This is a genomic window from Streptomyces sp. SID14515, assembly GCF_010548505.1.
In the GTDB taxonomy this organism is placed as follows: Bacteria; Actinomycetota; Actinomycetes; order Streptomycetales; family Streptomycetaceae; genus Streptomyces; species Streptomyces caviscabies.
Map to the genome: position 1 here is coordinate 17,976 of NZ_JAAGMH010000073.1, position 20,806 is coordinate 38,781.

The 20,806-nt window shown below is 72.6% G+C and carries 17 protein-coding genes and 1 rRNA gene; 12 read left to right on the forward strand and 6 right to left on the reverse strand.

Annotated features, from left to right (window positions below; translation table 11 throughout):
• Window positions 1-105: 105 nt before the first annotated feature.
• Together G3I54_RS14720 and G3I54_RS14725 are read right to left on the reverse strand one after the other, a co-directional pair.
• The gene (locus tag G3I54_RS14720; RefSeq protein WP_164614844.1) at window positions 106-777 is read right to left on the reverse strand and encodes a SigE family RNA polymerase sigma factor; all 672 of its coding nucleotides are present in this window, start codon (window positions 775-777) and stop codon (window positions 106-108) included.
• A 179-nt stretch (window positions 778-956) separates the two neighbouring features.
• Window positions 957-1,871, reverse strand: coding sequence for an A/G-specific adenine glycosylase (locus G3I54_RS14725; protein ID WP_137234953.1), 915 nt, complete (start codon window positions 1,869-1,871; stop codon window positions 957-959).
• 303 nt (window positions 1,872-2,174) lie between these two features.
• Between G3I54_RS14725 and G3I54_RS14730 the strand changes: the two genes are divergently transcribed.
• Window positions 2,175-2,936: a hypothetical protein gene (locus tag G3I54_RS14730; RefSeq protein ID WP_164614846.1), complete on the forward strand. Its 762-nt coding sequence runs from the start codon at window positions 2,175-2,177 to the stop codon at window positions 2,934-2,936.
• Window positions 2,937-3,208: 272 nt separating this feature from the next.
• Here G3I54_RS14730 and disA read toward each other — a convergent pair whose 3' ends face one another.
• Together disA and radA are read right to left on the reverse strand one after the other, a co-directional pair.
• The gene (gene disA / locus G3I54_RS14735; RefSeq protein ID WP_003968311.1) at window positions 3,209-4,333 is read right to left on the reverse strand and encodes a DNA integrity scanning diadenylate cyclase DisA; all 1,125 of its coding nucleotides are present in this window, start codon (window positions 4,331-4,333) and stop codon (window positions 3,209-3,211) included.
• A gap of 80 nt (window positions 4,334-4,413) precedes the next feature.
• Entirely contained in the window at window positions 4,414-5,835 is a 1,422-nt protein-coding gene (gene radA, locus G3I54_RS14740) for a DNA repair protein RadA (protein ID WP_164614849.1), read from the reverse strand.
• A 193-nt stretch (window positions 5,836-6,028) separates the two neighbouring features.
• Here radA and G3I54_RS14745 point away from each other — a divergent pair, with 193 nt between their 5' ends.
• On the forward strand, window positions 6,029-7,969 hold the full coding sequence (locus G3I54_RS14745; RefSeq protein WP_203686288.1) for a hypothetical protein: 1,941 nt from the start codon (window positions 6,029-6,031) through the stop codon (window positions 7,967-7,969).
• Window positions 7,970-8,001: 32 nt separating this feature from the next.
• Here the strand turns inward: G3I54_RS14745 and G3I54_RS14750 are convergent, their stop codons facing one another.
• The gene (locus G3I54_RS14750) at window positions 8,002-8,862 is read right to left on the reverse strand and encodes a hypothetical protein (protein WP_164614853.1); all 861 of its coding nucleotides are present in this window, start codon (window positions 8,860-8,862) and stop codon (window positions 8,002-8,004) included.
• 199 nt (window positions 8,863-9,061) lie between these two features.
• On the opposite strand from G3I54_RS14750, the gene G3I54_RS14755 reads away from it, so the two are divergent.
• From G3I54_RS14755 to ilvD, 4 genes are all read left to right on the forward strand, one after another.
• Window positions 9,062-10,012, forward strand: a complete 951-nt coding sequence (locus G3I54_RS14755) for a Ppx/GppA phosphatase family protein (RefSeq protein WP_164614856.1) — start codon at window positions 9,062-9,064, stop codon at window positions 10,010-10,012.
• A 93-nt stretch (window positions 10,013-10,105) separates the two neighbouring features.
• Window positions 10,106-10,960 (forward strand): sugar phosphate isomerase/epimerase, encoded by an 855-nt coding sequence (locus G3I54_RS14760; RefSeq protein WP_343240337.1) that lies wholly within the window; start codon window positions 10,106-10,108, stop codon window positions 10,958-10,960.
• Window positions 10,957-11,574: a TetR family transcriptional regulator gene (locus G3I54_RS14765; protein WP_164614861.1), complete on the forward strand. Its 618-nt coding sequence runs from the start codon at window positions 10,957-10,959 to the stop codon at window positions 11,572-11,574. The genes G3I54_RS14760 and G3I54_RS14765 overlap by 4 nt, the downstream gene beginning before the upstream one ends.
• A 180-nt stretch (window positions 11,575-11,754) precedes the next feature.
• On the forward strand, window positions 11,755-13,605 hold the full coding sequence (gene ilvD / locus G3I54_RS14770; RefSeq protein WP_164614864.1) for a dihydroxy-acid dehydratase: 1,851 nt from the start codon (window positions 11,755-11,757) through the stop codon (window positions 13,603-13,605).
• A gap of 255 nt (window positions 13,606-13,860) precedes the next feature.
• Here ilvD and G3I54_RS14775 read toward each other — a convergent pair whose 3' ends face one another.
• On the reverse strand, window positions 13,861-16,050 hold the full coding sequence (locus G3I54_RS14775) for a protein kinase (RefSeq protein ID WP_164614883.1): 2,190 nt from the start codon (window positions 16,048-16,050) through the stop codon (window positions 13,861-13,863).
• 132 nt (window positions 16,051-16,182) lie between these two features.
• On the opposite strand from G3I54_RS14775, the gene G3I54_RS14780 reads away from it, so the two are divergent.
• The 6 genes from G3I54_RS14780 to G3I54_RS14805 form a co-directional block, all read left to right on the forward strand.
• Window positions 16,183-16,557 (forward strand): SH3 domain-containing protein, encoded by a 375-nt coding sequence (locus G3I54_RS14780; protein WP_164614866.1) that lies wholly within the window; start codon window positions 16,183-16,185, stop codon window positions 16,555-16,557.
• Between the two features lie 55 nt (window positions 16,558-16,612).
• Window positions 16,613-17,170: a hypothetical protein gene (locus G3I54_RS14785; protein WP_164614869.1), complete on the forward strand. Its 558-nt coding sequence runs from the start codon at window positions 16,613-16,615 to the stop codon at window positions 17,168-17,170.
• Between the two features lie 129 nt (window positions 17,171-17,299).
• The gene (locus G3I54_RS14790) at window positions 17,300-18,190 is read left to right on the forward strand and encodes an ABC transporter ATP-binding protein (RefSeq protein WP_239144377.1); all 891 of its coding nucleotides are present in this window, start codon (window positions 17,300-17,302) and stop codon (window positions 18,188-18,190) included.
• Window positions 18,187-18,987 carry an ABC transporter permease gene (locus tag G3I54_RS14795; protein ID WP_164614873.1) on the forward strand — a complete coding sequence of 267 codons (801 nt, stop codon included), beginning with the start codon at window positions 18,187-18,189 and terminating at the stop codon, window positions 18,985-18,987. Before G3I54_RS14790 ends, G3I54_RS14795 begins: the two co-directional genes overlap by 4 nt.
• A 73-nt stretch (window positions 18,988-19,060) precedes the next feature.
• A complete protein-coding gene (gene proC, locus G3I54_RS14800) occupies window positions 19,061-19,870 on the forward strand; it encodes a pyrroline-5-carboxylate reductase (RefSeq protein ID WP_164614876.1) in 810 nt (269 codons plus the stop codon).
• A gap of 727 nt (window positions 19,871-20,597) precedes the next feature.
• Window positions 20,598-20,806 (forward strand): 16S ribosomal RNA (locus G3I54_RS14805); the annotation flags it as partial.

Sequence of the window (20,806 nt, forward strand, 5' to 3'; positions counted from 1 at the left end):
CGTCGCCGTCGTCCGAGCCGCTCAGGGGGTCGTCCCCGTCGCTCAAGGAGCCGTTCCCGAGGCGGCCGCCGCCGAAGCCGCCGTCACCGCCGCCGCTGCTGCCGCTCAGGCCGCGCACCGCTCCATCCCCCGCTCGTCGTGACGCCCGTTCCGCTGCGCCGGTGTGTGTGCCCTCGCCCCCCGCACCGACGTGACCGGCGACCGCTGGGCGGGGACACGGGCGGAGGCGACCGGCGCCGCGCCCCGGTGGCTCCCGGTCTCCCGGGCGACCGCCTCGCGGCTGTCCAGCTCGCGGCTCTCCAGCTCCTGACGCAGTCGCGCCAGGGCCCGGTGCAGCGTGCTCTTGACCGTACCGGCCGACATGCCGAGCGCCGCGGCCGTCTCCTCCGTGCTCATCTGCTCCCAGTGTCGCAGCACGACGACGCTGCGCTGCTTGGGAGCCAGAATGCCCAGAATGTCCATCAGGAGGGCGCGGTCGGCGCGCTGCTCGCTGCCGTCCTCGACGCTCGCGTCGGGCAGCTGCTCGGTCGGCACCTCTTCGAGCTTGCGCGCCCGCCACCACTCCGTACGGGTGTTGATCATGACGCGGCGCAGATAGGCGTCGGCCAGGGACTTGTCGGCGATGCCGTCCCAGCGGCCGTAGGTGCGGACCAGGGCGGTCTGCAGCAGGTCCTGGGCATCCACGGGATCGGGAACCAGACGGCGCGCGCTGCGCAGCAGCGCCTCCTGCCGTGTGCGTACGTAGTCCTCGAACGCGAGCACCTCGCCCTGCGCCATGACAACCGCCTCCGTCCCCGAACATCCCCGTGATACCGCCGGGCCGCGGGTGTTCCGCGGTCCGGCCGTCCTGCTGTCGGAGACGCTACGGAGGCGTTGTCACGGCGATGTGCGGAGCAGCCGTAGGCCGGTGCACGGCTGTCCATCGGTTGTGTAACAGCGGGGACGGAGCCGGAGAATCAGGTCAGCGGCAGTCGGTACCGGCCGTCGGCCAACGGCTCGACCAGACCGTCCGCCACCAGCCCGTCCAGCGCACGGGCGCGCTGCACCGGCTCCTGCCACACCGCGTCCAGCGCGGCCTGCGGCACCGGGTTCAGCGCGTCCCGCAACACCGCCAGCAGCCGCCCGCGCACCTGGCGGTCGGTACCGGCGTACGTCTGGCCCTTGCGCGGCGGCCCCTGGTGCGCGGGTTTCCCGGCCAGCCGCCAGGCGCACCGCGAGGCGATCGGGCACCGGTCGCAGTCCTCGTTGCGCGCGGTGCACACGAGCGCGCCCAGCTCCATCGTGGCCGCCGCCCAGCGCGCCGCCCGCTCGTCCTCCTCGGGCAGCAGCGCCCGCGCGAGCTTGCGCTCGGCGGCCGTGGTCGCGTTCGGCGGGTACTGGACCCCGGACGCGGCGCGGGCGAACACCCGGCGGACGTTCGTGTCGAGCACCGCGTGCCGCTGCCCGTACGCGAACGAAGCCACGGCCGCCGCCGTGTACTCGCCGATCCCGGGCAGCGCCAGCAGCTGGGCGTGCTCGCTCGGCACGTCGCCGCCGTGCCGTTCCGTTATCGCCTGCGCGGCCCCGTGCAGGCGCAGCGCGCGGCGCGGGTAGCCGAGCCGGCCCCAGGCGCGGACCGCCTCCCCGGGCGCCTCGGCGGCCAGATCGGCGGGGCGGGGCCAGCGGGCGAGCCACTGTTCGTACACCGGGAGGACCCGGCTCACCGGGGTCTGCTGCAGCATGAACTCGCTGACCATCACGCCCCAGGCGCCCGCTTCGGGGCGGCGCCAGGGCAGATCGCGGGCATGCTGCTCGAACCACCCGATGACGGGGGTGTGGAGGGAGGCGGCGGCGGGGGGCGTCTGGGGTGAAGTCGAAGTCATGGCAGTCATGGCACTGACGATCCTGGCACGGAAGGCGGGGTGGGCGTCACGGGCGCGGGGGTGTCGCCCCGCGCGGCGGTCCAGGAGGCGACAACGCCACCCGTTCTGTCCCCTGTGACCGTCTCGTGGGCCGGTTCCCGTGATGATGATCGGCAAAACTTGTGACCGGAGCGGCGGGTGGGGCCGGAGACGGCCCAGAACTCTCGTAGAGTTCGGACCGTGGGATCTATGCGCAATCCGGTCGGTCCGCTTCCCTCCAGCATCTACTGGCGACGAAGGGCGGTAGCGGGACTTCTGGTTGCGCTGCTCGCCGTGTTGATCGCCTGGGCGGTGACGTCCGGTGGCGGCGGGGGTAGCCGGGACGACGGCAAGTCCGGCGGTTCCGGCCCGGCCAAGTCGATCGACCCCGGGCCGTCGAGCTCCGGCCCCGCGATCAGCCAACAGCCGGGCGGGCGCGACGAGTCGGGCGACGGGGACGGTGACTCCGGCGGCTCCGACGGCGGTTCCGGCGCGTCCTCCGGCGGCGAGGGCGACGGCGCTTCGTCCGGCGGGGCAGCGTCCGACGGGGCGTCAACTGGCGGTGGCGACACGGCTGGTGGGGACACGGGCGGTTCGGGCTCGGGCAGCGGCGGTACGGCGGGCCAGCAGGTCCCGGCCGGCTCCTCGCTCCCCGACTGCAAGCCCGCCGCGGTGCAGTTGAGCCTGCGGACGAAGGTCAGTTACGGGCCCGACGACCGGCCGAAGTTCGAACTGATCGCGAAGAACACCTCGTCGACCACGTGCAAGGCGGACTTCGGGCCGAAGAACGCGGTGCTCACGGTCACGGAGGCGGGTGGCGAGGACGACGACCCGATCTGGTCCTCGAAGGACTGCCCCGCCGCGGCCGGTCCGCTGTTCCTGAAGGTCCCGGCGGTGGCGACGGTGATCCACACGGTGGACTGGAACCGTACACTGTCGGCCCCTGGCTGCGTGACGCCGCCGGCGGGCAAGGCGGGCCCGGGAACGTACCTCCTGGAGGCGAAGGCCCCGGGCGGGCCGGTCCAGCGAGCATCATTCGTCCTGTCCAAGGACTGACGCCTTACAGCCCGTCCGGCGTTTGAGGACGGAACCGTCCACGTGGGCGAGCGAGGCGTCTATGGGGTCGGGCCAGCCCGTATAGGCACCGCCCGCCCGGGCGCAGGGTTCCGTCCTCAAGCGCCGGACGGGCTTGGTTGTGGTGCGGGCACTCCCGTATGCGCACCGCCCATCCGGGCGCAGGGTTCCGTCCTCAAGCGCCGGACGGGCTGGGCGGGCCGCCGACGGGCTGGGAGGGCCGCCGGACGGGCTGGTGGTGGCGCGGTCAGGTGTCAGACGTAGCGTTCCAGGATCGACGACTCCGCCAGCCGCGACAGCCCCTCGCGGACACTCCGGGCCCGGGCCTCGCCCACCCCGTCCACCGTCTGGAGATCGTCCACGCTCGCGGCCAGCAGCTTCTGCAGACCGCCGAAGTGCTCCACCAGCCGCTCGATGATCGCCCCCGGCAGCCGCGGCACCTTCGCCAGCAGCCGGAAGCCCCGCGGCGACACCGCGGAGTCCAGCGTCTCGGGCGAGCCGCTGTAGCCCAGCGCCCGCGCCACCACCGGCAGCTCCAGCAGCTCCGTGTGGCTCAGCGCGTCCAGCTCGGTCAGCGCCTCGGCCACCGTGCGCGACCGTTTCGCCGTCGGCTCGGGGACGTAATCCCGGACGACCAGCTCCCGCTCCGGCTCCACGCCGGCGATCAGCTCGTCCAGCTGGAGCGAGAGGAGCCGTCCGTCGGTGCCGAGCTCGACCACGTACTCCGCGATCTCCGTCGCGATCCGCCGCACCATCTCAAGACGCTGCGCCACCGCCGTCACGTCCCGGACGGTGACCAGGTCCTCGATCTCCAGCGCGGACAGCGTGCCCGCCACCTCGTCCAGGCGCAGTTTGTACCGCTCCAGCGTGGCGAGCGCCTGGTTGGCCCGGGACAGGATCGCGGAGGACTCCTCCAGGACCCGCCGTTCCCCGTCCACGTACAGCGCGATCAGCCGCATCGACTGGGAGACCGAGACGACGGGGAAGCCGCACGCCTTGGAGACCCGGTCCGCCGTACGGTGACGGGTGCCCGTCTCCTCCGTGTGGATCGAGGCGTCCGGGACCAGCTGCACCCCGGCCCGCAGGATCTTGGTCATGTCCTTGTCCAGGATCAGCGCCCCGTCGAGCTTGCACAGCTCGCGCAGGCGCGTCGCCGTGAACTCCACGTCCAGCACGAATCCGCCGGTACACATCGATTCGACGGTCTTGTCCATGCCCAGCACGATCAGCCCACCGGTATTGCCGCGGAGAATGCGCTCCAGGCCGTCCCGCAGGGCCATTCCGGGCGCGACCGCGCTCAACGAGGCGCGCATCAGCGCCTCGTTACCGGTGCCTTGGCCGGACTTTCCGGGCGTCGTCGCCCGGTCGTTGGCTGCCACTGCACTCCTCCGGTCACAGGTTTGCGGTGCCCTTGCGTCCCCCATGCCGTGTCCACGGGCGGGCGAGACCAGGGCAAAGTCTACCGGCGCGCGTTGTCTTCCTGACGAGGCTGCGGCGCCTCTTGACGAGACCGGCGCGGGAGGACCCGCAGACCATCGCCCATGTCGGCGACTTCCGTGACCTTCATACCGGCCGGGACCTTCCCCGGATCGGTCGGGACCAGGGCGTGGGTGAAGCCCAGACGGTGCGCCTCGGCCAGCCTCCGCTGCACCCCGGTGACCCTCCTGACCTCGCCCGCGAGCCCCACCTCACCGATCGCGACCAGGTTCTTCGGGAGCGGGGTGTCGCTGGCGGCGCTGGCCAGCGCGAGCGCGATCGCCAGGTCGGCGGCGGGCTCGGTGAGCTTCACACCGCCCACTGTCGCGCTGTAGATGTCGCGCTTGCCGAGCGCGCTGATCCGGCCGCGCTGCTCCAGCACGGCGAGCATCATCGAGACCCGCGAGGTCTCCAGACCGGAGGTGGTGCGCCGGGGCGAGGGGATCTGCGAGTCGACGGTGAGCGCCTGCACCTCGGCGACCAGGGGCCGTTTGCCCTCCAACGTCACGGTGAGGCAGGTGCCGGGCACTGCCACGTCGCGGCGGGTCAGGAAGAGGCCCGAGGGGTCGGCGAGACCGGTGATGCCCTCGTCGTGCAGCTCGAAGCAGCCGACCTCGTCGGTCGCCCCGTAACGATTCTTGACGCCGCGCACCAGCCGCAGTCGGGCGTGGCGGTCGCCCTCGAAGGAGAGCACCACGTCGACCAGGTGCTCCAGCAGCCGGGGCCCGGCGATCGCGCCGTCCTTCGTGACGTGGCCGACGAGCAGCGTGGCCATCCCGCGCTCCTTGGACGCCCGGATCAGCGCCCCGGCGACCTCCCGGACCTGCGCCATCCCGCCGGGCGCGCCGTCGATCTCGGGCGAGGCGACCGTCTGCACCGAGTCCAGGATCAGCAGCGAGGGCTTCACCGCGTCCAGATGGCCGAGCACCGCCGACAGATCGGTCTCCGCCGCGAGGTAGAGGTGGTCGTTGATCGCCTTGATCCGGTCGGCCCGCATCCGGACCTGGCTCGCGGACTCCTCGGCCGTCACATAGAGCGTGCGGTGGTCCTCGCTCGCCGCCTTGGCCGCCACGTCCAGCAGCAGCGTCGACTTGCCGACGCCCGGCTCGCCCGCCAGCAGCACGACCGCGCCCGGCACGAGCCCGCCGCCGAGCACCCGGTCCAGCTCACCGACGCCGGTCGAGCGGGCGGTGGCCTGCCGGCTGTCGACCTCGCCGATCGGCACGGCCGCCGTGGAGACCCGGCCCGCCGCGGTGGTGCGCACGGCGGGCGCGCCGCCGAACTCCTCGACCGTCCCCCACGCCTGGCACTCGGGGCAACGGCCGAGCCATTTGGCGGTGGTCCAGCCGCATTCGGTACAGCGGTAGGACGGCCGGTCCTTCGCGGATTTCGTACGGGCAGCCATGGCGTCACCGTATAGGTGGGGTACGACAACGCCGCCCGCACGGTCGGAGCCACGGTCGTCGGTGCGCGCTGTCCGTCCGCACACAGGGCGCACGGAAGCACTCCCGAGTGCTCCTGGGCGCTCCCGCCCGAATCCATGATCTCTGTCCTCTTTACCGACTCTTTCGAGGGATACATTCACCCGTAAGGATTAAATGTGCTCAAGGGGCACTAAGGGCATGCGCTCCTTTGCCTACGGTCGCCGGGTGACGAGCAGCAGGCTGGAGACCCCCACGCACACCACCGGCGCACACCGGGCGCACCGCCGAGCCCCCCACGCCCCGGCACAGCGACCGCCCGCACGTTACGAGCCGTATCTCGACGGACTGTTCACCTACTGCCTCTCCGTGCTCTGCGACCACGACGCGGCCACCGAGGCGCTCGGCGCCGTCCTGTCGATCGCGGACCGGCAGGACGCCCGGGGCCCCACGGCCGAGGAGGAACGTAAATCCTGGCTGTACGCGCTGGCCCGGTGGACCTGTCTGCGCGCCCTCGCCGAGCGCAAGCGCGGCCGCCAGGCCCACCGTCAGCCCTCCGGGACGGTCAAGCCGCCCCGTACGGCCAAGGCCTCCGAGACCCGTACGGCCCAGGCGCCCGAGACCGGGAAGGGGGCGCGTTCCGCCCGGCGCACGCCGGAGCACACCCCGCCCGCCACCCCCGCGCGGACCCCCGCCACCCCCGAGGACGCCGCCACCCCGGCCCCCGCCGAGTCACCGGCCGCCGAAGCCCGCCGCCGGGAGCTCGCCACGCTCGCCTGGCCCGAGGCCGCGGGCACCACCCCGGAGCAGCGCGAAGCGCTCGAACTGGCCGTACGCCACCGGCTCACCCCGCGCGCCGTCGCCGCCGTCCTCGGTCTGGAGCCCGCCACCGCCCGCGAGCTGCTGGCCGCCGCGGCCTGCGAGGTGGAACGCACCCGCGCCGCCCTCGCCGTCGTCGAGGCGGGCAACTGCCCGACCGTCGCCCGGCTCACCGGCGACCACCAGGTGCTGCTCTCCGCCGCCCTGCGCCGCGAGCTCGTCCGGCACGTCGACGACTGCCCCCGCTGCCGCCGCGCCGCCGAGCGGGCGGACGCCGCGGGCCCCTGGCCCGGTGCGGCCCTGGCCCCGGTCGCCGCCCTGCCCCTCGTGGAGGCCCCCCGCCCCTCCGTGTACGTCGCGACGGCCCAGGCCCAGCGCTCCCGCGCCGCGGTCCCGCGCTTCGACCGGACCGGATTTCCGCTCGACCCCAAGGACCAGGCCGCCCGCCGGGACCGGCTGCGCGCCCGGGTCGTGACCACCACGGTCGTCGCGACGGTGGTCGCCGCCCCCGTGATCGCCCTGTGGGCCGCGTACCGGGGAGCGCCGCAGACCGGCGAGGGCCACGACGGCACCTCGGTCACCGCCACGGAGGTGGACGGCGCCGGCGGCATGAGCGGCGACCCGTACGAGAACACCGGCCACGGCAGCCCCGGCGACCGCTTCGGCGCCCGCGTCCCGGACGTCACCGCCGAGGTCGTCAGCACCGGCGGCGCACAGCAGGGCGACGCCCGGCTGGCGGTGACGGCCCGGACCTCCGGGGCCGTCACCACGATCACGCTGACTAACCCCGGCCGGGAACCGGTCAGCTGGTCGGCGACGACGGACGCCCCGTGGCTGCGGCTCAGCCGTACGTCCGGCACGCTCGCGCCCGGGCAGTCCACCACGATCGCGGTCTCGGTGATCCGGGACGCGCAGCCGGGCGGGCCGTGGCGGGCCCGGATCGCGCTGACCCCCTCGGGCTCCGCCGTGCTCATCGAGGGCAAGGGCGTCACCTCCCCGACGACGGGCGGCCCGCGCCCCACGCGCCCCGGCACGGACTCGCCCCGCCCGACGGACCCGGGCACCACGGACCCCGGCCCCACCGACCCGGGCCCGACCGATCCGGGCCCCGACCCCACCGATCCCGGGCCCACCGACCCTGGCCCGACCGACCCCACGGACCCGCCGGACCCGACCGACCCGCCGGACCCCACGGACCCGCCCGAACCGACACCGGACCCCACCGACCCGACGGACCCGGGCCCCACGGACCCGGCCCCGACCGACCCGAGCCCGTCGGACCCGGGCCCCACGGACTGAGGGGCGGCGGGGCCCTCACGCCCCGCCGCGCCTCAGCGCTTCTTCTTCGGCGCCGGAGGCGGGTCCGCCGGGTGCGGGGCCATCGGCAGCAGCGCGGACAGCCGCTCCTCGCACAGCTCGACCAGCCGGTCGTATCCCTCCTTGCCCATCAGCTCGACCAGCTCCGGGCGGTAGGACACGTACACCGGCTCACCGGCCCCGTGCGCCGAGGTGGCCGAGGTGCACCACCAGTGCAGGTCGTGACCGCCCGGACCCCAGCCCCGGCGGTCGTACTCCCCGATCGTCACCTGGAGCACCCGGGTGTCGTCGGGCCGGTCGATCCAGTCGTACGTCCGCCGCACCGGCAGCTGCCAGCACACGTCCGGCTTGGTCTCCAGGGGCTCCTTGCCCTCCCGCAGCGCCAGGATGTGCAGCGAGCAGCCCGCCCCGGCGGCGAACCCCGGCCGGTTCTGGAAGATGCAGGAGCCCTCCCAGCGGCGCGTCTGGCGTTCGCCGTCCTCGTCGACGCCGACCCAGCCCGTCTCCGTACCGACGTCGTGGAACTGCCACAGCTCCGGGGTGAGCCGTGCCACGTTCTCGGCGACCCGCTTCTCGTCGTCCTCGTCGGAGAAGTGCGCGCCCAGCGTGCAGCAGCCGTCGTCCGCGCGGCCCGCCTGGATGCCCTGGCAGCCGCTGCCGAAGATGCAGGTCCACCGCGAGGTCAACCAGGTCAGATCGCAGCGGAAGACCTGCTCGTCGTCCGCCGGGTCGGGAAACTCCACCCAGGCCCGCGCGAAGTCGAGGCCCTTCTCGTCGGACGGGTCCGGTCCGCTCGCCTCCGGCTGTGACGCCTGCTTGTTCGACTTCGGCTTCTTCGTGGCTTTGTCCTGCTTAGCCTTTTTCGTCTTTGGCACGCGCCCAGAGTAAGTCCGACCGGCGCATGGGGGGCGGCGTCGCGGGGCTGGGCACGCACATCTGCGGCGTTGTCGTCAATCACCAACGCTCCGCGTTGCCTCAATCCTCCGCCTTGCAGCTGCACGCACCCAGCCCCGCTCCTTCTTCCACCCCCCATGCGCCGGTCGGACTTGTCCCATGGAGCAGTAGCGTTCCCGTATGAGACTCGGAGTCCTCGACGTGGGATCGAACACGGTTCATCTGCTGGTGGTCGACGCCCACCCCGGCGCCCGCCCGCTGCCCGCGCACTCGCACAAGGCCGAGCTCCGGCTCGCCGAACTCCTCGACGAGAGCGGCGCGATCGGCCCGCTCGGCGTGGACCGGCTCGTGGCGACGATCGCCGGCGCGGTCCAGGCGGCCGAGGACAAGGGGTGCGAGGACGTGCTCGCCTTCGCCACCTCCGCGGTGCGCGAGGCGACCAACGCGGATCTGGTGCTGGAGCGCGTACGGCTGGAGACCGGCGTCGACCTCGCCGTGCTCAGCGGTGAGGAGGAGGCCCGGCTGACCTTCCTGGCCGCCCGCCGCTGGTTCGGCTGGTCGGCGGGCAAGCTCCTCGTCCTCGACATCGGCGGCGGCTCCCTGGAGATCGCCTTCGGCATCGACGAGGAGCCCGACACCGCCGTCTCCCTGCCGCTCGGCGCGGGCCGCCTCACCGGCGCCTGGCTGCCGGACGACCCGGCCGACCCCGAGCAGGTCAGGGCGTTGCGCCGGCACGTACGGGCCAGCATCGCGCGGACGGTCGGCGAGTTCGCCCGGGCCGGCCGGCCCGACCACGTCGTCGCCACCTCCAAGACCTTCAAACAGCTCGCCAGGATCGCCGGCGCCGCCCGCTCCACCGAGGGCCTGTACGTCCAGCGCTCGCTGAGCCGCAAGGCGCTGGAGGACTGGGTGCCCAAGCTGGCGGCGATGACCGTCGAGGAGCGCGGCCGGCTCCCCGGAGTCTCCGAGGGCCGAGCCGCCCAGCTGCTCGCCGGGGCGCTGGTGGCCGAGGGCGCGATGGACCTGTTCGGCGTCGAGGAGCTGGAGATCTGTCCGTGGGCGCTGCGCGAGGGCGTCATCCTGCGCCGCCTGGACCACCTCCCGGCGGAACGGGCCGCGCTGCCGGGGTGACGCACCTCCGGAGCCCATGGCCCTGATCACTTTCCGCCAGGAGCCCTCGGCGCGGCGCACCGGTGCCCGTACGCTGTCCAGGTGGCAGAACCAGTGGTGCGCATCCCCGATGCGAAGGTCGCCCTGTCAACGGCCTCGGTCTACCCCGAGTCCACCGCGACGGCCTTCGAGATCGCCGCGCGCCTGGGGTACGACGGCGTCGAGGTCATGGTCTGGACCGACCCCGTCAGCCAGGACATCGAGGCCCTGCGCCGGCTCTCCGACTACCACCGGGTGCCGATCCTCGCGGTGCACGCCCCCTGCCTCCTGATCACCCAGCGGGTCTGGTCCACCGACCCGTGGGTCAAGCTCCAGCGGGCGAAGGCCGCCGCCGAGAAGCTCGGGGCGTCCACCGTCGTGGTGCATCCGCCGTTCCGGTGGCAGCGCAACTACGCCCGTGACTTCGTGACCGGGATCTGGCGGATGGCCGGCGAGACGGACGTCCGGTTCGCCGTCGAGAACATGTACCCCTGGCGCTACCGGGACCGCGAGATGCTCGCGTACGCCCCCGACTGGGACGTCACCAACGACGACTACCGGCACTTCACGGTCGACCTCTCGCACACCGCGACCGCCCGCACCGAGGCGCTCGCCATGGTGGACCGGATGGGCGACCGGCTCGCCCACGTCCACCTCGCCGACGGCAAGGGCTCGGCGAAGGACGAGCACCTGGTGCCGGGCCGGGGCGACCAGCCCTGCGCGGAACTGCTGGAGCGCCTGGCCCGTACGGGCTTCGACGGCCATGTCGTCATCGAGGTCAACACCCGCCGCGCGATGTCCTCCGCCGAACGCGAGGCCGATCTCGCGGAGGCGCTGGCCTTCACCCGCCTCCACCTGGCCTCCGCCGCCGACGACCCGGCCTCCGCGACCGCCGCCATCGACCCGCCCTCCAGGATCCACCGCCCGTGACCGAGGACGCACCCGCCCCGCGCCGCCGGGGCCGCCCCTCCCGCAGGACCGCGTCCGAAGGCCCCGACGCCCGTACGCGCATCCTGGAGGCGGCCCGTACGGAGTTCGCCGAGCGCGGCTACGACAAGACGTCGATCCGGGGCATCGCCAAGGCCGCAGGGGTCGACGCCGCCCTCGTCCACCACTACTTCGGTACGAAGGACGAGGTCTTCGCCGCCGCGATCGAGGTCACCTTCGAACCCGCCCTGGTCGTTCCCACCGTGCTCGGCGGCCCGCCGGAGCACCTGGGGGAGCGGCTGGCGCGCTTCTTCCTCTCCGTGTGGGAGGACCCCGGCACCCGTACGCCCCTCCTGGCGATCCTGCGTTCCGCGGTCACCCATGAGGCGGCGGCGAACGTCCTGCGCGACTTCGTGCTGCGGCGGCTGCTGGAGCGGATCGCGGCCGAGCTGGACGTACCGGACCCGACCTTCCGCGCCGAGCTGGCCGCCTCGCACATGCTCGGCATCGCGATGCTGCGGTACGTGGTCCGCGCCGAGCCGCTCGCCTCCGCCGACCCGGAGGACATCGTGGCGATGGTCGCCCCCACGCTCCAGAGATACTTGGGCGAGGGCTGAAGCCGGGCGGGAGCCGAAGCCCGGCGGGAGCCGAAGCCTGGCGGAGGGCTGACCACCCACCGACCACCACATCCCGCATTCCGGACAGCCTGTCCAGATCTTGGATCCGGGGCGTACGCTCGAAGGCAGTCTTTTCTTTCACTGTCGGAGGCAGTCCCCCTGCCGAAGGAGCGAGCGACGATGCCGCAGCTGAGGTCCCGCACGGTCACCCACGGACGCAACATGGCGGGCGCGCGCGCCCTTATGCGCGCGTCGGGCGTAGCGAGCGCGGACATCGGCAAGCCGATCATCGCCGTCGCCAACTCGTTCACCGAGTTCGTCCCCGGCCACACCCACCTCGCCCCGGTCGGCCGGATCGTCTCCGAGGCGATCCTGGCGGCGGGCGCGGTCCCGCGCGAGTTCAACACCATCGCCGTGGACGACGGCATCGCGATGGGCCACGGCGGCATGCTCTACAGCCTGCCCTCCCGCGACCTGATCGCCGACTCCGTGGAGTACATGGTCGAGGCGCACTGCGCGGACGCGCTGATCTGCATCTCCAACTGCGACAAGATCACCCCGGGCATGCTGATGGCCGCGATGCGCCTCAACATCCCGACCGTCTTCGTCTCCGGCGGCCCGATGGAGGCCGGCAAGGCGACCCTCGTCGACGGCACGGTGCGAAAACTCGACCTGGTCAACGCGATCAGCGACGCGGTCGACGAGTCCGTCTCCGACGAGGACATCCTCCGTATCGAGGAGAACGCCTGCCCCACCTGCGGCAGCTGTTCCGGCATGTTCACCGCCAACTCGATGAACTGCCTGACCGAGGTCCTCGGCCTCTCCCTCCCCGGCAACGGCTCGGTCCTCGCCACGCACACCGCCCGCAAAGCGCTGTACGAGAACGCCGGCCGCACCGTCGTCGACATCACCAGGCGCTACTACGAGCAGGACGACGAGACGGTCCTGCCCCGCTCCATCGGCACCCGCGCCGCGTTCGACAACGCGATGGCGCTGGACATCGCCATGGGCGGCTCGACCAACACGATCCTGCACCTGCTGGCCGCCGCCGAGGAAGCGCAGCTGGCGTACAACCTCGACGACATCAACGAGGTCTCGCGCCGCGTCCCGTGCCTGTCCAAGGTCGCCCCGAACGTCGCCCCCGGCGGTACGTACTACATGGAGGACGTCCACCGCGCCGGCGGTATCCCCGCCCTCCTCGGCGAGCTCCACCGCGGCGGCCTGCTCAACGAGGACGTGCACTCGGTGCACTCCGACACCCTCGCCGAGTGGCTAAAGAACTGGGACGTCCGCGGCGGCTCCCCGTCCCCCGAGGCCGTCGAGCTGTGGCACGCCGCGCCCGGCTGCGTCCGCTCCGCGACCGCCTTCTCGCAGTCCGAGCGGTGGGACACCCTCGACCTGGACGCGGCGGGCGGCTGCATCCGCGACGTCGAGCACGCCTACTCCAAGGACGGCGGCCTCGCCGTCCTCAAGGGCAACCTCGCCGAGGACGGCTGTGTCGTGAAGACGGCCGGCGTCGACGAGTCGATCTGGACCTTCGAGGGCCCGGCCGTGGTCTGCGAGTCGCAGGACGAGGCCGTCGACAAGATCCTCCGCAAGGAGATCGAGCCGGGCGACGTCGTCGTCATCCGCTACGAGGGCCCGCGCGGCGGCCCCGGCATGCAGGAGATGCTCTACCCCACCTCGTTCCTCAAGGGCCGGGGCCTGGGCAAGGTCTGCGCGCTGGTCACCGACGGCCGCTTCTCCGGCGGTACGTCGGGCCTCTCCATCGGCCACGCCTCGCCCGAGGCGGCCTCCGGCGGCACCATCGCGCTCGTCGAGGACGGCGACCGGATCCGCATCGACATCCCGAACCGCTCCATCGAACTGCTCGTCGACGACGCCGAACTGGACACCCGCCGGGCGGCGCTGAACGGCGTGTACGCGCCGAAGAACCGCGACCGCAAGGTGTCGGCGGCGCTGCGCGCCTACGCGGCGATGGCGACGAGCGCGGACCGCGGCGCGGTCAGGGACGTCTCGAAGCTGGGCTGACGCCTGGGCGCTTACCAGCGCCTCCGGTGACTCTCTCGGTCCCTCCGCAGGAGCTTCGCGGAGGGACCGACGCAGTTCACGGCTCCGGGCGACCCACTTTCAGCCCCTCCGTCGGCGCTTCCAACGGAGGGGCCGACGCTTTCCCGGGCTCCGGCGGCATTTCCCAGCGTCTCCGGGCACCACATTCAAGCCCCTCCGGCGATTGAGGAGCGGGGTCCGGGGCAGCGCCCCGGGAACCCGAGGGCGGACCGGGCCTCACCAGCCGCCCGGATCCGCCCCGTCCACCGCGAACACCGACCCGTCCGGCGCCGTCCCCACGACCGCCCGCCCCGCAGCGACCGGGGCGGGCAGGTCGGACGCGTACGCCAGCCTCCCCCCGCTCAGCCGCGCCCGGGTCTGCCCCAACAGCGCACCCCGATCCGCGTCGACGGCCAGCAACCGCCCGTCCGCGGCGGAGAAGTACAGATGCCCGCCCTCCCCGAGCACCGGAGCGGACGCCCGCCCGACCCCCGTCTCCAGCCGCCACAGCTCCGCCTTCGCACCGCCGCCCGCCCCCGTGTCGACGGCCAGCAGCGAACCGCCCCGCGCCAGCAGGTACGCGACGTCCCCGGCCATCACCACCTGCGGCCCGTCCAGCGTGAACGGCAGCACGACCCGGACGGACGCGCCGGTTCCGGGGGCGTACCGGACGAGCTCGGCGGTGTCCGAATTCCCGTCCATCGCCGTCAGCACCAGCTCCCCGGCGCCGGCCGTGCCGACCGGGGTGAGCACCCCGTCCAGCCGCCGCTGCCAGGACGCCCGGCCGCTCACCGAGTCCACCGCGGTGACGAGCGTCGAGGTGCCGGAGGGCGCGTGCTCGAAGGCGTAGGCGAGCCCGGACGCCGCGTCGTACAGGGCGAAGTCGGGCCGCGTGTGCTTCGCCAGCGGCCCCTTCCAGCGAACCGCCCCGCTCGCACCGTCCAGCGCCGTCACCGTGCCGCCGTCCGCCACGGCCAGCAGCGTGTCGCCCGCCGGGAACGTGCCGCCGGGGCTCGCGGACAGCGCGGTGTCCCGGACGGCGGTGCCCTTCACCGGGTCGTACGCGCGCAGCTTCCCGTCCGGCCCGGTGGCCAGCACGACCCCGCCCGAGACGATCGGAGCGTGGGCGGACCCGGACGAGGACGAGCGGGCCGACCACACCACACGCCCGTCCGCCGGATCGATCCTGGCCGTGCCGGTCCCGGCCACCGAGCAGTACAGCGCGCCACCCGACCCGGCGGTGGAACAGACGGGCGTGGCGCTCCCGGCGGTCCGCAACTCCGTACGCCAAGGAGCGAAGGCCCCGGCGTCCCCGGCACCCTCGCCGCCCTCGCCGACCTTGGCGTCGACGTGCCCCGGCGCAGCGCGCCCCGCGCCCGCTTCGCCACCGCCCCACACGGCGTACGCCCCCGCGCCCGTGCCCGTCACCAGCAGGAGCAGCGCCGCCACGACCATCCGGGCGCGCGGCAGCCACCGGCGCCGGACCGCGGGCGCGGCGCGCACATGCGTGTCCTCCTCCGAACCGTCCCGCTCCCCGGCCGGCACCGCCGCCGCGACCACCGCCCGCCGCCGCTGCGCCGGTATGAACGCGTCGGCCTCGTACGACGGGGGCAGCAGCGCCTCCATCACCTCGCCCGGCGTCGGCCGGTCGGCCGGGTCCTTCGCCAGGCACCGGGCGACCAGCGGCGCGAGATCCTCCGGTACCCCGCCGAGGTCCGGCTGGTCGTGCACCACCTGGTACGCCACGATGTACGGGCTGTCCGAGTCGAAGGGCCCCCGGCCCGTCGCCGCGTGGACGATCACGGCGCCCAGCGCGAACACGTCGGCCGGCGGCCCGACCTCGCGCGGCCGCTGGAACTGCTCGGGAGCCATATAGGGCGGCGAGCCGATCAGCTTGCCCGTCTCGGTGCGCAGATCACTGTCGTACGGCCGGGAGATCCCGAAGTCGATGACCTTGGGGCCGCCGTCGGTCAGCAGGACGTTGCTCGGCTTCAGATCGCGGTGGATCACGCCCGCCCGATGGATGTCGCGCAGCGCCTCGGCCAGCCCGGCGGTCAGCCTGCGCAGCTCGGCGGGGGCCATCGGGCCGTTCCGCTTCACCTGCTCGGCGAGCGTGGGCCCGGGGATGTAGAGGGTGGCCATCCAGGGCCGCCCGGCCTCCGGATCGGCGTCGACGACGGGCGCGGTGAACGCCCCGCTGACCCGCCGCGCGGCCGCCACTTCCTGCCGGAACCGCGCCCTGAACTCGGGATCCGCCGCGTACGGCGCATGGACCACCTTCACCGCGAGCTGCATCCCCGAGGCCGAGCGCGCCAGATGCACGACCCCCATGCCGCCCGAGCCGAGACAGGCCTCGAGACGGTAGGTGCCGGCGTACTGCGGAAACTCCGCTTCCGGATGCGCTCCGGGCTCTCGCAGCGGCGGCATCGCCCACCCCCGTGTGTTCGTGCGCATGCGACGCACGGAGCCTAGTCGATGGTGCGTGCGAGAGGCACGGGGCTTGCTAGCCTGCGCGTCGTACGCGCACGGCGTACGCGTTTCTCAACGGGGGAGGCCCACATGGGCGTTGAAGAGCACACCGCGGAACCCGCCCAGGACAAGGCGGTGGAGACGGCGGCGGCTGAGGCGGTGGAAGGAGCGACGGCCACGGCGGAAGCCGCGGTGGCGGTGGAGACCACCGCGTCCGGCACCCGCTACCCGATCGCCCCGGGCTACCGGGTCAACGTCCGCACCGGACCGGGCACCAGCTACCGCATCGTCCGGACCCTGCCGTACGGACAGAAGATCCCGATCTACTGCCAGAAGCCGGGCGAGCGGGTCACCGGCCCGTACGGCACGTCGAACCTCTGGGACAACATCGCCAACGGCCAGTTCGTCGCGGACGCGTACGTCTACACCGGCCGCGACGGCTACATCGCACCGCGCTGCGACTGACCGGTCCCCGCGGCACAGGGCCGGGGGCGACGGGGCATGGCGGATAATCGACCCCGTGAGCGAGAACAGCGCAGCCCCCGGCACCCCGCCCGCCGGAGGAACACCCTCCGGCGGCGCCCCCACGGCCCCGGGCCCGCAGCCCGAGCCGATCCGTTTCTTCGGCACGACGTGGGTCGACCACGACGGCGGTTACGGGCTCCGCCGCGTCGGCGTCGCCGTCGGCTCGCTGGCCGCCGCCGTGGCCGCCTGCCTCATCCTGCGCTTCGCCTACCAGGGGCTGGAGATCGCGGAGGTCGGGAGCCTCGTCGGGATTCTGGTGATCGCGATGTTCTCCATCTGCAGTGCCATCGCGTTCCGCAAGACCTGGGAGGGCTTCGGCGCCCGCCCGAAGGACCCGGCCCGCGAGGACGCCCTGCGCGGCCTGAAGTCGATCGGGTTCATCGGCTCGCTGCTGGCCTACTTCGTCCGCTCGCTCACCGAGGCCCCGGGCGAGAAGCTGCGCCGCACCGAGTACGAGAAGGCCCGGACCCAGTTCGAGAAGCGCCGCTCGACCCGCACCGGCAACCCGGCGGCCCGTAAGTCATCCGGCCGCAAGCGCCCCAAGCGCACCTGAGGGCCCGCCCGCCCCTCGGTACACATACGACTGAGCCCGCCGACACCGTCGGCGGGCTCAGTCGTATGCCCGCTTCGCCTCCCTTCGCACCTCTTGACGGACGGCGGCATCGGGCGAAGAATTCATCACATGATGAATTACGAGCAAGGGGCGGAACCAGCCACCCCCCAAGGCCCCCCGGACCCGACGCCGGACCCGCCACCGCCCCCGGCGATCGAGGCCCGCGGCCTCACCGTCGTCCGAGGCGCCCGCACCGTCCTGCGCGCCCTCGACTTCACCGTCCGCCCCGGCAGCATCACCGGCCTCCTCGGCCCCTCGGGCTGCGGCAAGACCACGCTCATGCGGGCGGTGGTAGGCACCCAGGCCAAGGTCACCGGCACCCTCGACGTCCTGGGCCACCCCGCAGGAGAGCCGGCCCTGCGCCCCCGCATCGGCTACGTCACCCAGGCGCCCTCCGTCTACACCGACCTCACCGTCCGGCAGAACCTCGACCACTTCGCCGCCGTCCTGCACCCCGGCCGCGCCCACCGGGACGCCCGCCGCGACGCCGTCACCCGCGCCATCGGGGACGTCGACCTGACCACCCACGCCGACGCCCTCGCGGGCGCGCTCTCCGGCGGCCAGCGCAGCCGCGTCTCGCTGGCCGTCGCCCTCCTCGGCACCCCGGACCTGCTGGTCCTGGACGAACCGACCGTCGGGCTCGACCCCGTACTCCGCCGCGACCTCTGGGACCTCTTCCACCGGCTGGCCGCCGACCGGGGCACCGCCCTCCTCATCTCCTCCCACGTCATGGACGAGGCCGAACGCTGCCACCGCCTCCTCCTTATGCGGGACGGCCGCATCCTCGCCGAGGACACCCCCGACGCACTGCGCCGCAGCACCGGCACGGCCACGGTCGAGGAGGCGTTCCTCCACCTGGTCGACGAACACCGGCGCACCGATCACGCGCCGGACGGCACGACGCCACCCACCCCACCCGCCCCGCCCGACTCACCCCTCGCCCAGGAGCCCTCCCGATGACGGCCACCGCTCCCACCACCCCGGCCCGCCCCAGGACCGCGAGCACCCCGGTCCGCCCGCTCACCCCGTCCCGTACGACCGCCACCGCGGGCCGCGTCCTGCGCCAACTGGCCCACGACCCCCGCACGATCGCGCTCCTGGTGATCGTCCCGGTCCTGCTGATCACCCTGCTCCGTTACGTCTTCGACGGCAGCCCCGACACCTTCGACTCCATCGGGGCCTCGCTGCTCGGCATCTTCCCGCTGATCACGATGTTCCTGGTGACCTCGATCGCCACCCTGCGCGAACGCACCTCGGGCACCCTGGAGCGCCTCCTCGCCCTCCCGCTCGGCAAGGGCGACCTGATCGCCGGCTACGCCCTGGCCTTCGGCGCCGTAGCGGTCGTCCAGTCGGCACTCGCGACGGCCGTCTCCATCTGGCTGCTGGGCCTGGACGTCATCGGCTCGCCCTGGCTGCTGCTCCTGGTCGCCCTGCTCGACGCCCTGCTGGGCACCGCACTCGGCCTGTTCGTCTCCGCGTTCGCCGCGTCCGAGTTCCAGGCGGTCCAGTTCATGCCGGCGGTGATCTTCCCCCAGCTCCTGCTGTGCGGCCTGTTCACCCCGCGCGAGGCGATGCACCCCGTCCTGGAGGCGATCTCGAACGTCCTGCCCATGTCGTACGCCGTCGACGGCATGAACCAGGTCCTCCACCACACCGACATCACCGGCGACTTCGTCCGCGACATCGCGATCGTCGCGGGAAGCGCCCTCCTGGTCCTCTGCCTGGGCGCGATCACCCTCCGCCGCCGCACGGCCTGAGACCCCCGGTGCGAGGATGACGGCAAGACGACGGTTACGACTTTGACCTGAGCACCGCCCGGAGGGTGAACGCATGACCCAGACAGTCGCAGTCCTCGGCACCGGCAAGATCGGCGAGGCCCTGCTCAGCGGGATGATCCGGGCGGGCTGGCGACCGGCCGATCTCCTGGTGACCACCCGCCGCGGCGACCGGGCCCGGGAACTGCACACGCGGTACGGGGTCGAGTCCGTCACCAACGCGGAGGCGGCCAAGAACGCCGACATCCTCATCCTCGCGGTCAAGCCGCAGGACATGGGCAAGCTCCTGGACGAACTCGCACCGCACGTCACCGCCGACCGTCTGGTCATCAGCGCCGCGGCCGGCATCACCACCGCGTTCATCGAGGACCGGCTCACCCCGGACACCCCGGTCGTGCGGGTCATGCCCAACACCCCGGTCCTCGTCGACGAGGGCATGTCCGTCATCTCGGCCGGCAGCCACGCCACCGGCACGCACCTCGCCACCGCCGAGGAGATCTTCGGCGGCGTCGGCAAGACCCTGCGCGTCCCCGAGTCCCAGCAGGACGCGGCGACCGCCCTCTCCGGCTCCGGCCCCGCCTACTTCTACTTCCTGGTCGAGGCCATGACCGACGCGGGCATCCTGCTCGGCCTGCCCCGCGCCCAGGCCCACGACCTCATCGTCCAGGCCGCGATCGGCGCCGCCGTCATGCTCCGGGACAGCGGTGAACACCCGGTCAAGCTCCGCGAAGCGGTCACCAGCCCCGCCGGCACCACGATCAGCGCCATCCGCGAACTGGAGAACCACGGGGTGCGCGCGGCCCTCATCGCCGCGCTGGAAGCGGCCCGCGACCGCAGCCGCGAACTGGCCTCCGGCAACGGCTGACGCCCAGCTCAGACCCACCGTCCGCCCCCGGCCCCCGGCACAACCGGCCGGGGGTTGACACACCCCGGACACATCCGTAGTGTGCTCCGAGTTGTCCGACGTGAGCGCCGACCCCGGTCGGTCCCCGGACAGCCATTCCGCAGTAACCACGACAGAACACGCGACCTCGTGTCGCATGCTTTTTCGTGCGCTCTCGCGAAATGAGGAATCCGCGTTCGAAGGAACGCACCCCGATTAGCGTCGGGGGGCAGGATTCCGCTAAAGTCTCACTCGTCGGAACGGCCCAACAGCCGGGAAGACAAGCCCCGCTGACTGGGAATCAGGCCCGAAAGGATCTGATAGAGTCGGACTCGCCGAAAGGGAAAACGCGAAAGCGAAGAACCTGGAAAGCGAAAACTGCTTGACCCGCTTCGACCGGGAATCGGACACGAAAGAGTCTGATAGAGTCGGAAACGCAAGAACGAAGGGAAGCGCCCGGAGGGCCCCGGTGAAACGGGACCGAAGGAAGCGTCCGTTCCTTGAGAACTCAACAGCGTGCCAAAAGTCAACGCCAGATATGTTGATACCCCGGCCTGCTTCGGCAGGTTGGTGGTTCCTTTGAAAGTCCTACCGGGTTTACTTCGGTGACCGGGTAGGCATTTACACAGCGAGGACGCTGTGAACAACGGGTCTTATTCCGACCGGTTGTTCCGCTCTCGTGATGTGTGCACCCGATTACGGGTAAACATTCACGGAGAGTTTGATCCTGGCTCAGGACGAACGCTGGCGGCGTGCTTAACACATGCAAGTCGAACGATGAAACCGCTTCGGTGGTGGATTAGTGGCGAACGGGTGAGTAACACGTGGGCAATCTGCCCTTCACTCTGGGACAAGCCCTGGAAACGGGGTCTAATACCGGATAACACTCTGTCCCGCATGGGACGGGGTTAAAAGCTC

Coding starts and splice junctions, on each gene's coding strand:
- G3I54_RS14720 (WP_164614844.1), bottom strand. CDS start 777: ATGGCGCAGGGCGAGGTGCTCGCGTTCGAGGACTACGTACGCACACGG.
- G3I54_RS14725 (WP_137234953.1), bottom strand. CDS start 1,871: ATGACTGCCATGACTTCGACTTCACCCCAGACGCCCCCCGCCGCCGCC.
- G3I54_RS14755 (WP_164614856.1), top strand. CDS start 9,062: ATGAGACTCGGAGTCCTCGACGTGGGATCGAACACGGTTCATCTGCTG.
- ilvD (WP_164614864.1), top strand. CDS start 11,755: ATGCCGCAGCTGAGGTCCCGCACGGTCACCCACGGACGCAACATGGCG.
- G3I54_RS14795 (WP_164614873.1), top strand. CDS start 18,187: ATGACGGCCACCGCTCCCACCACCCCGGCCCGCCCCAGGACCGCGAGC.
- G3I54_RS14790 (WP_239144377.1), top strand. CDS start 17,300: ATGATGAATTACGAGCAAGGGGCGGAACCAGCCACCCCCCAAGGCCCC.
- G3I54_RS14745 (WP_203686288.1), top strand. CDS start 6,029: ATGTGCTCAAGGGGCACTAAGGGCATGCGCTCCTTTGCCTACGGTCGC.
- G3I54_RS14780 (WP_164614866.1), top strand. CDS start 16,183: ATGGGCGTTGAAGAGCACACCGCGGAACCCGCCCAGGACAAGGCGGTG.
- proC (WP_164614876.1), top strand. CDS start 19,061: ATGACCCAGACAGTCGCAGTCCTCGGCACCGGCAAGATCGGCGAGGCC.
- G3I54_RS14775 (WP_164614883.1), bottom strand. CDS start 16,050: ATGCCGCCGCTGCGAGAGCCCGGAGCGCATCCGGAAGCGGAGTTTCCG.
- radA (WP_164614849.1), bottom strand. CDS start 5,835: ATGGCTGCCCGTACGAAATCCGCGAAGGACCGGCCGTCCTACCGCTGT.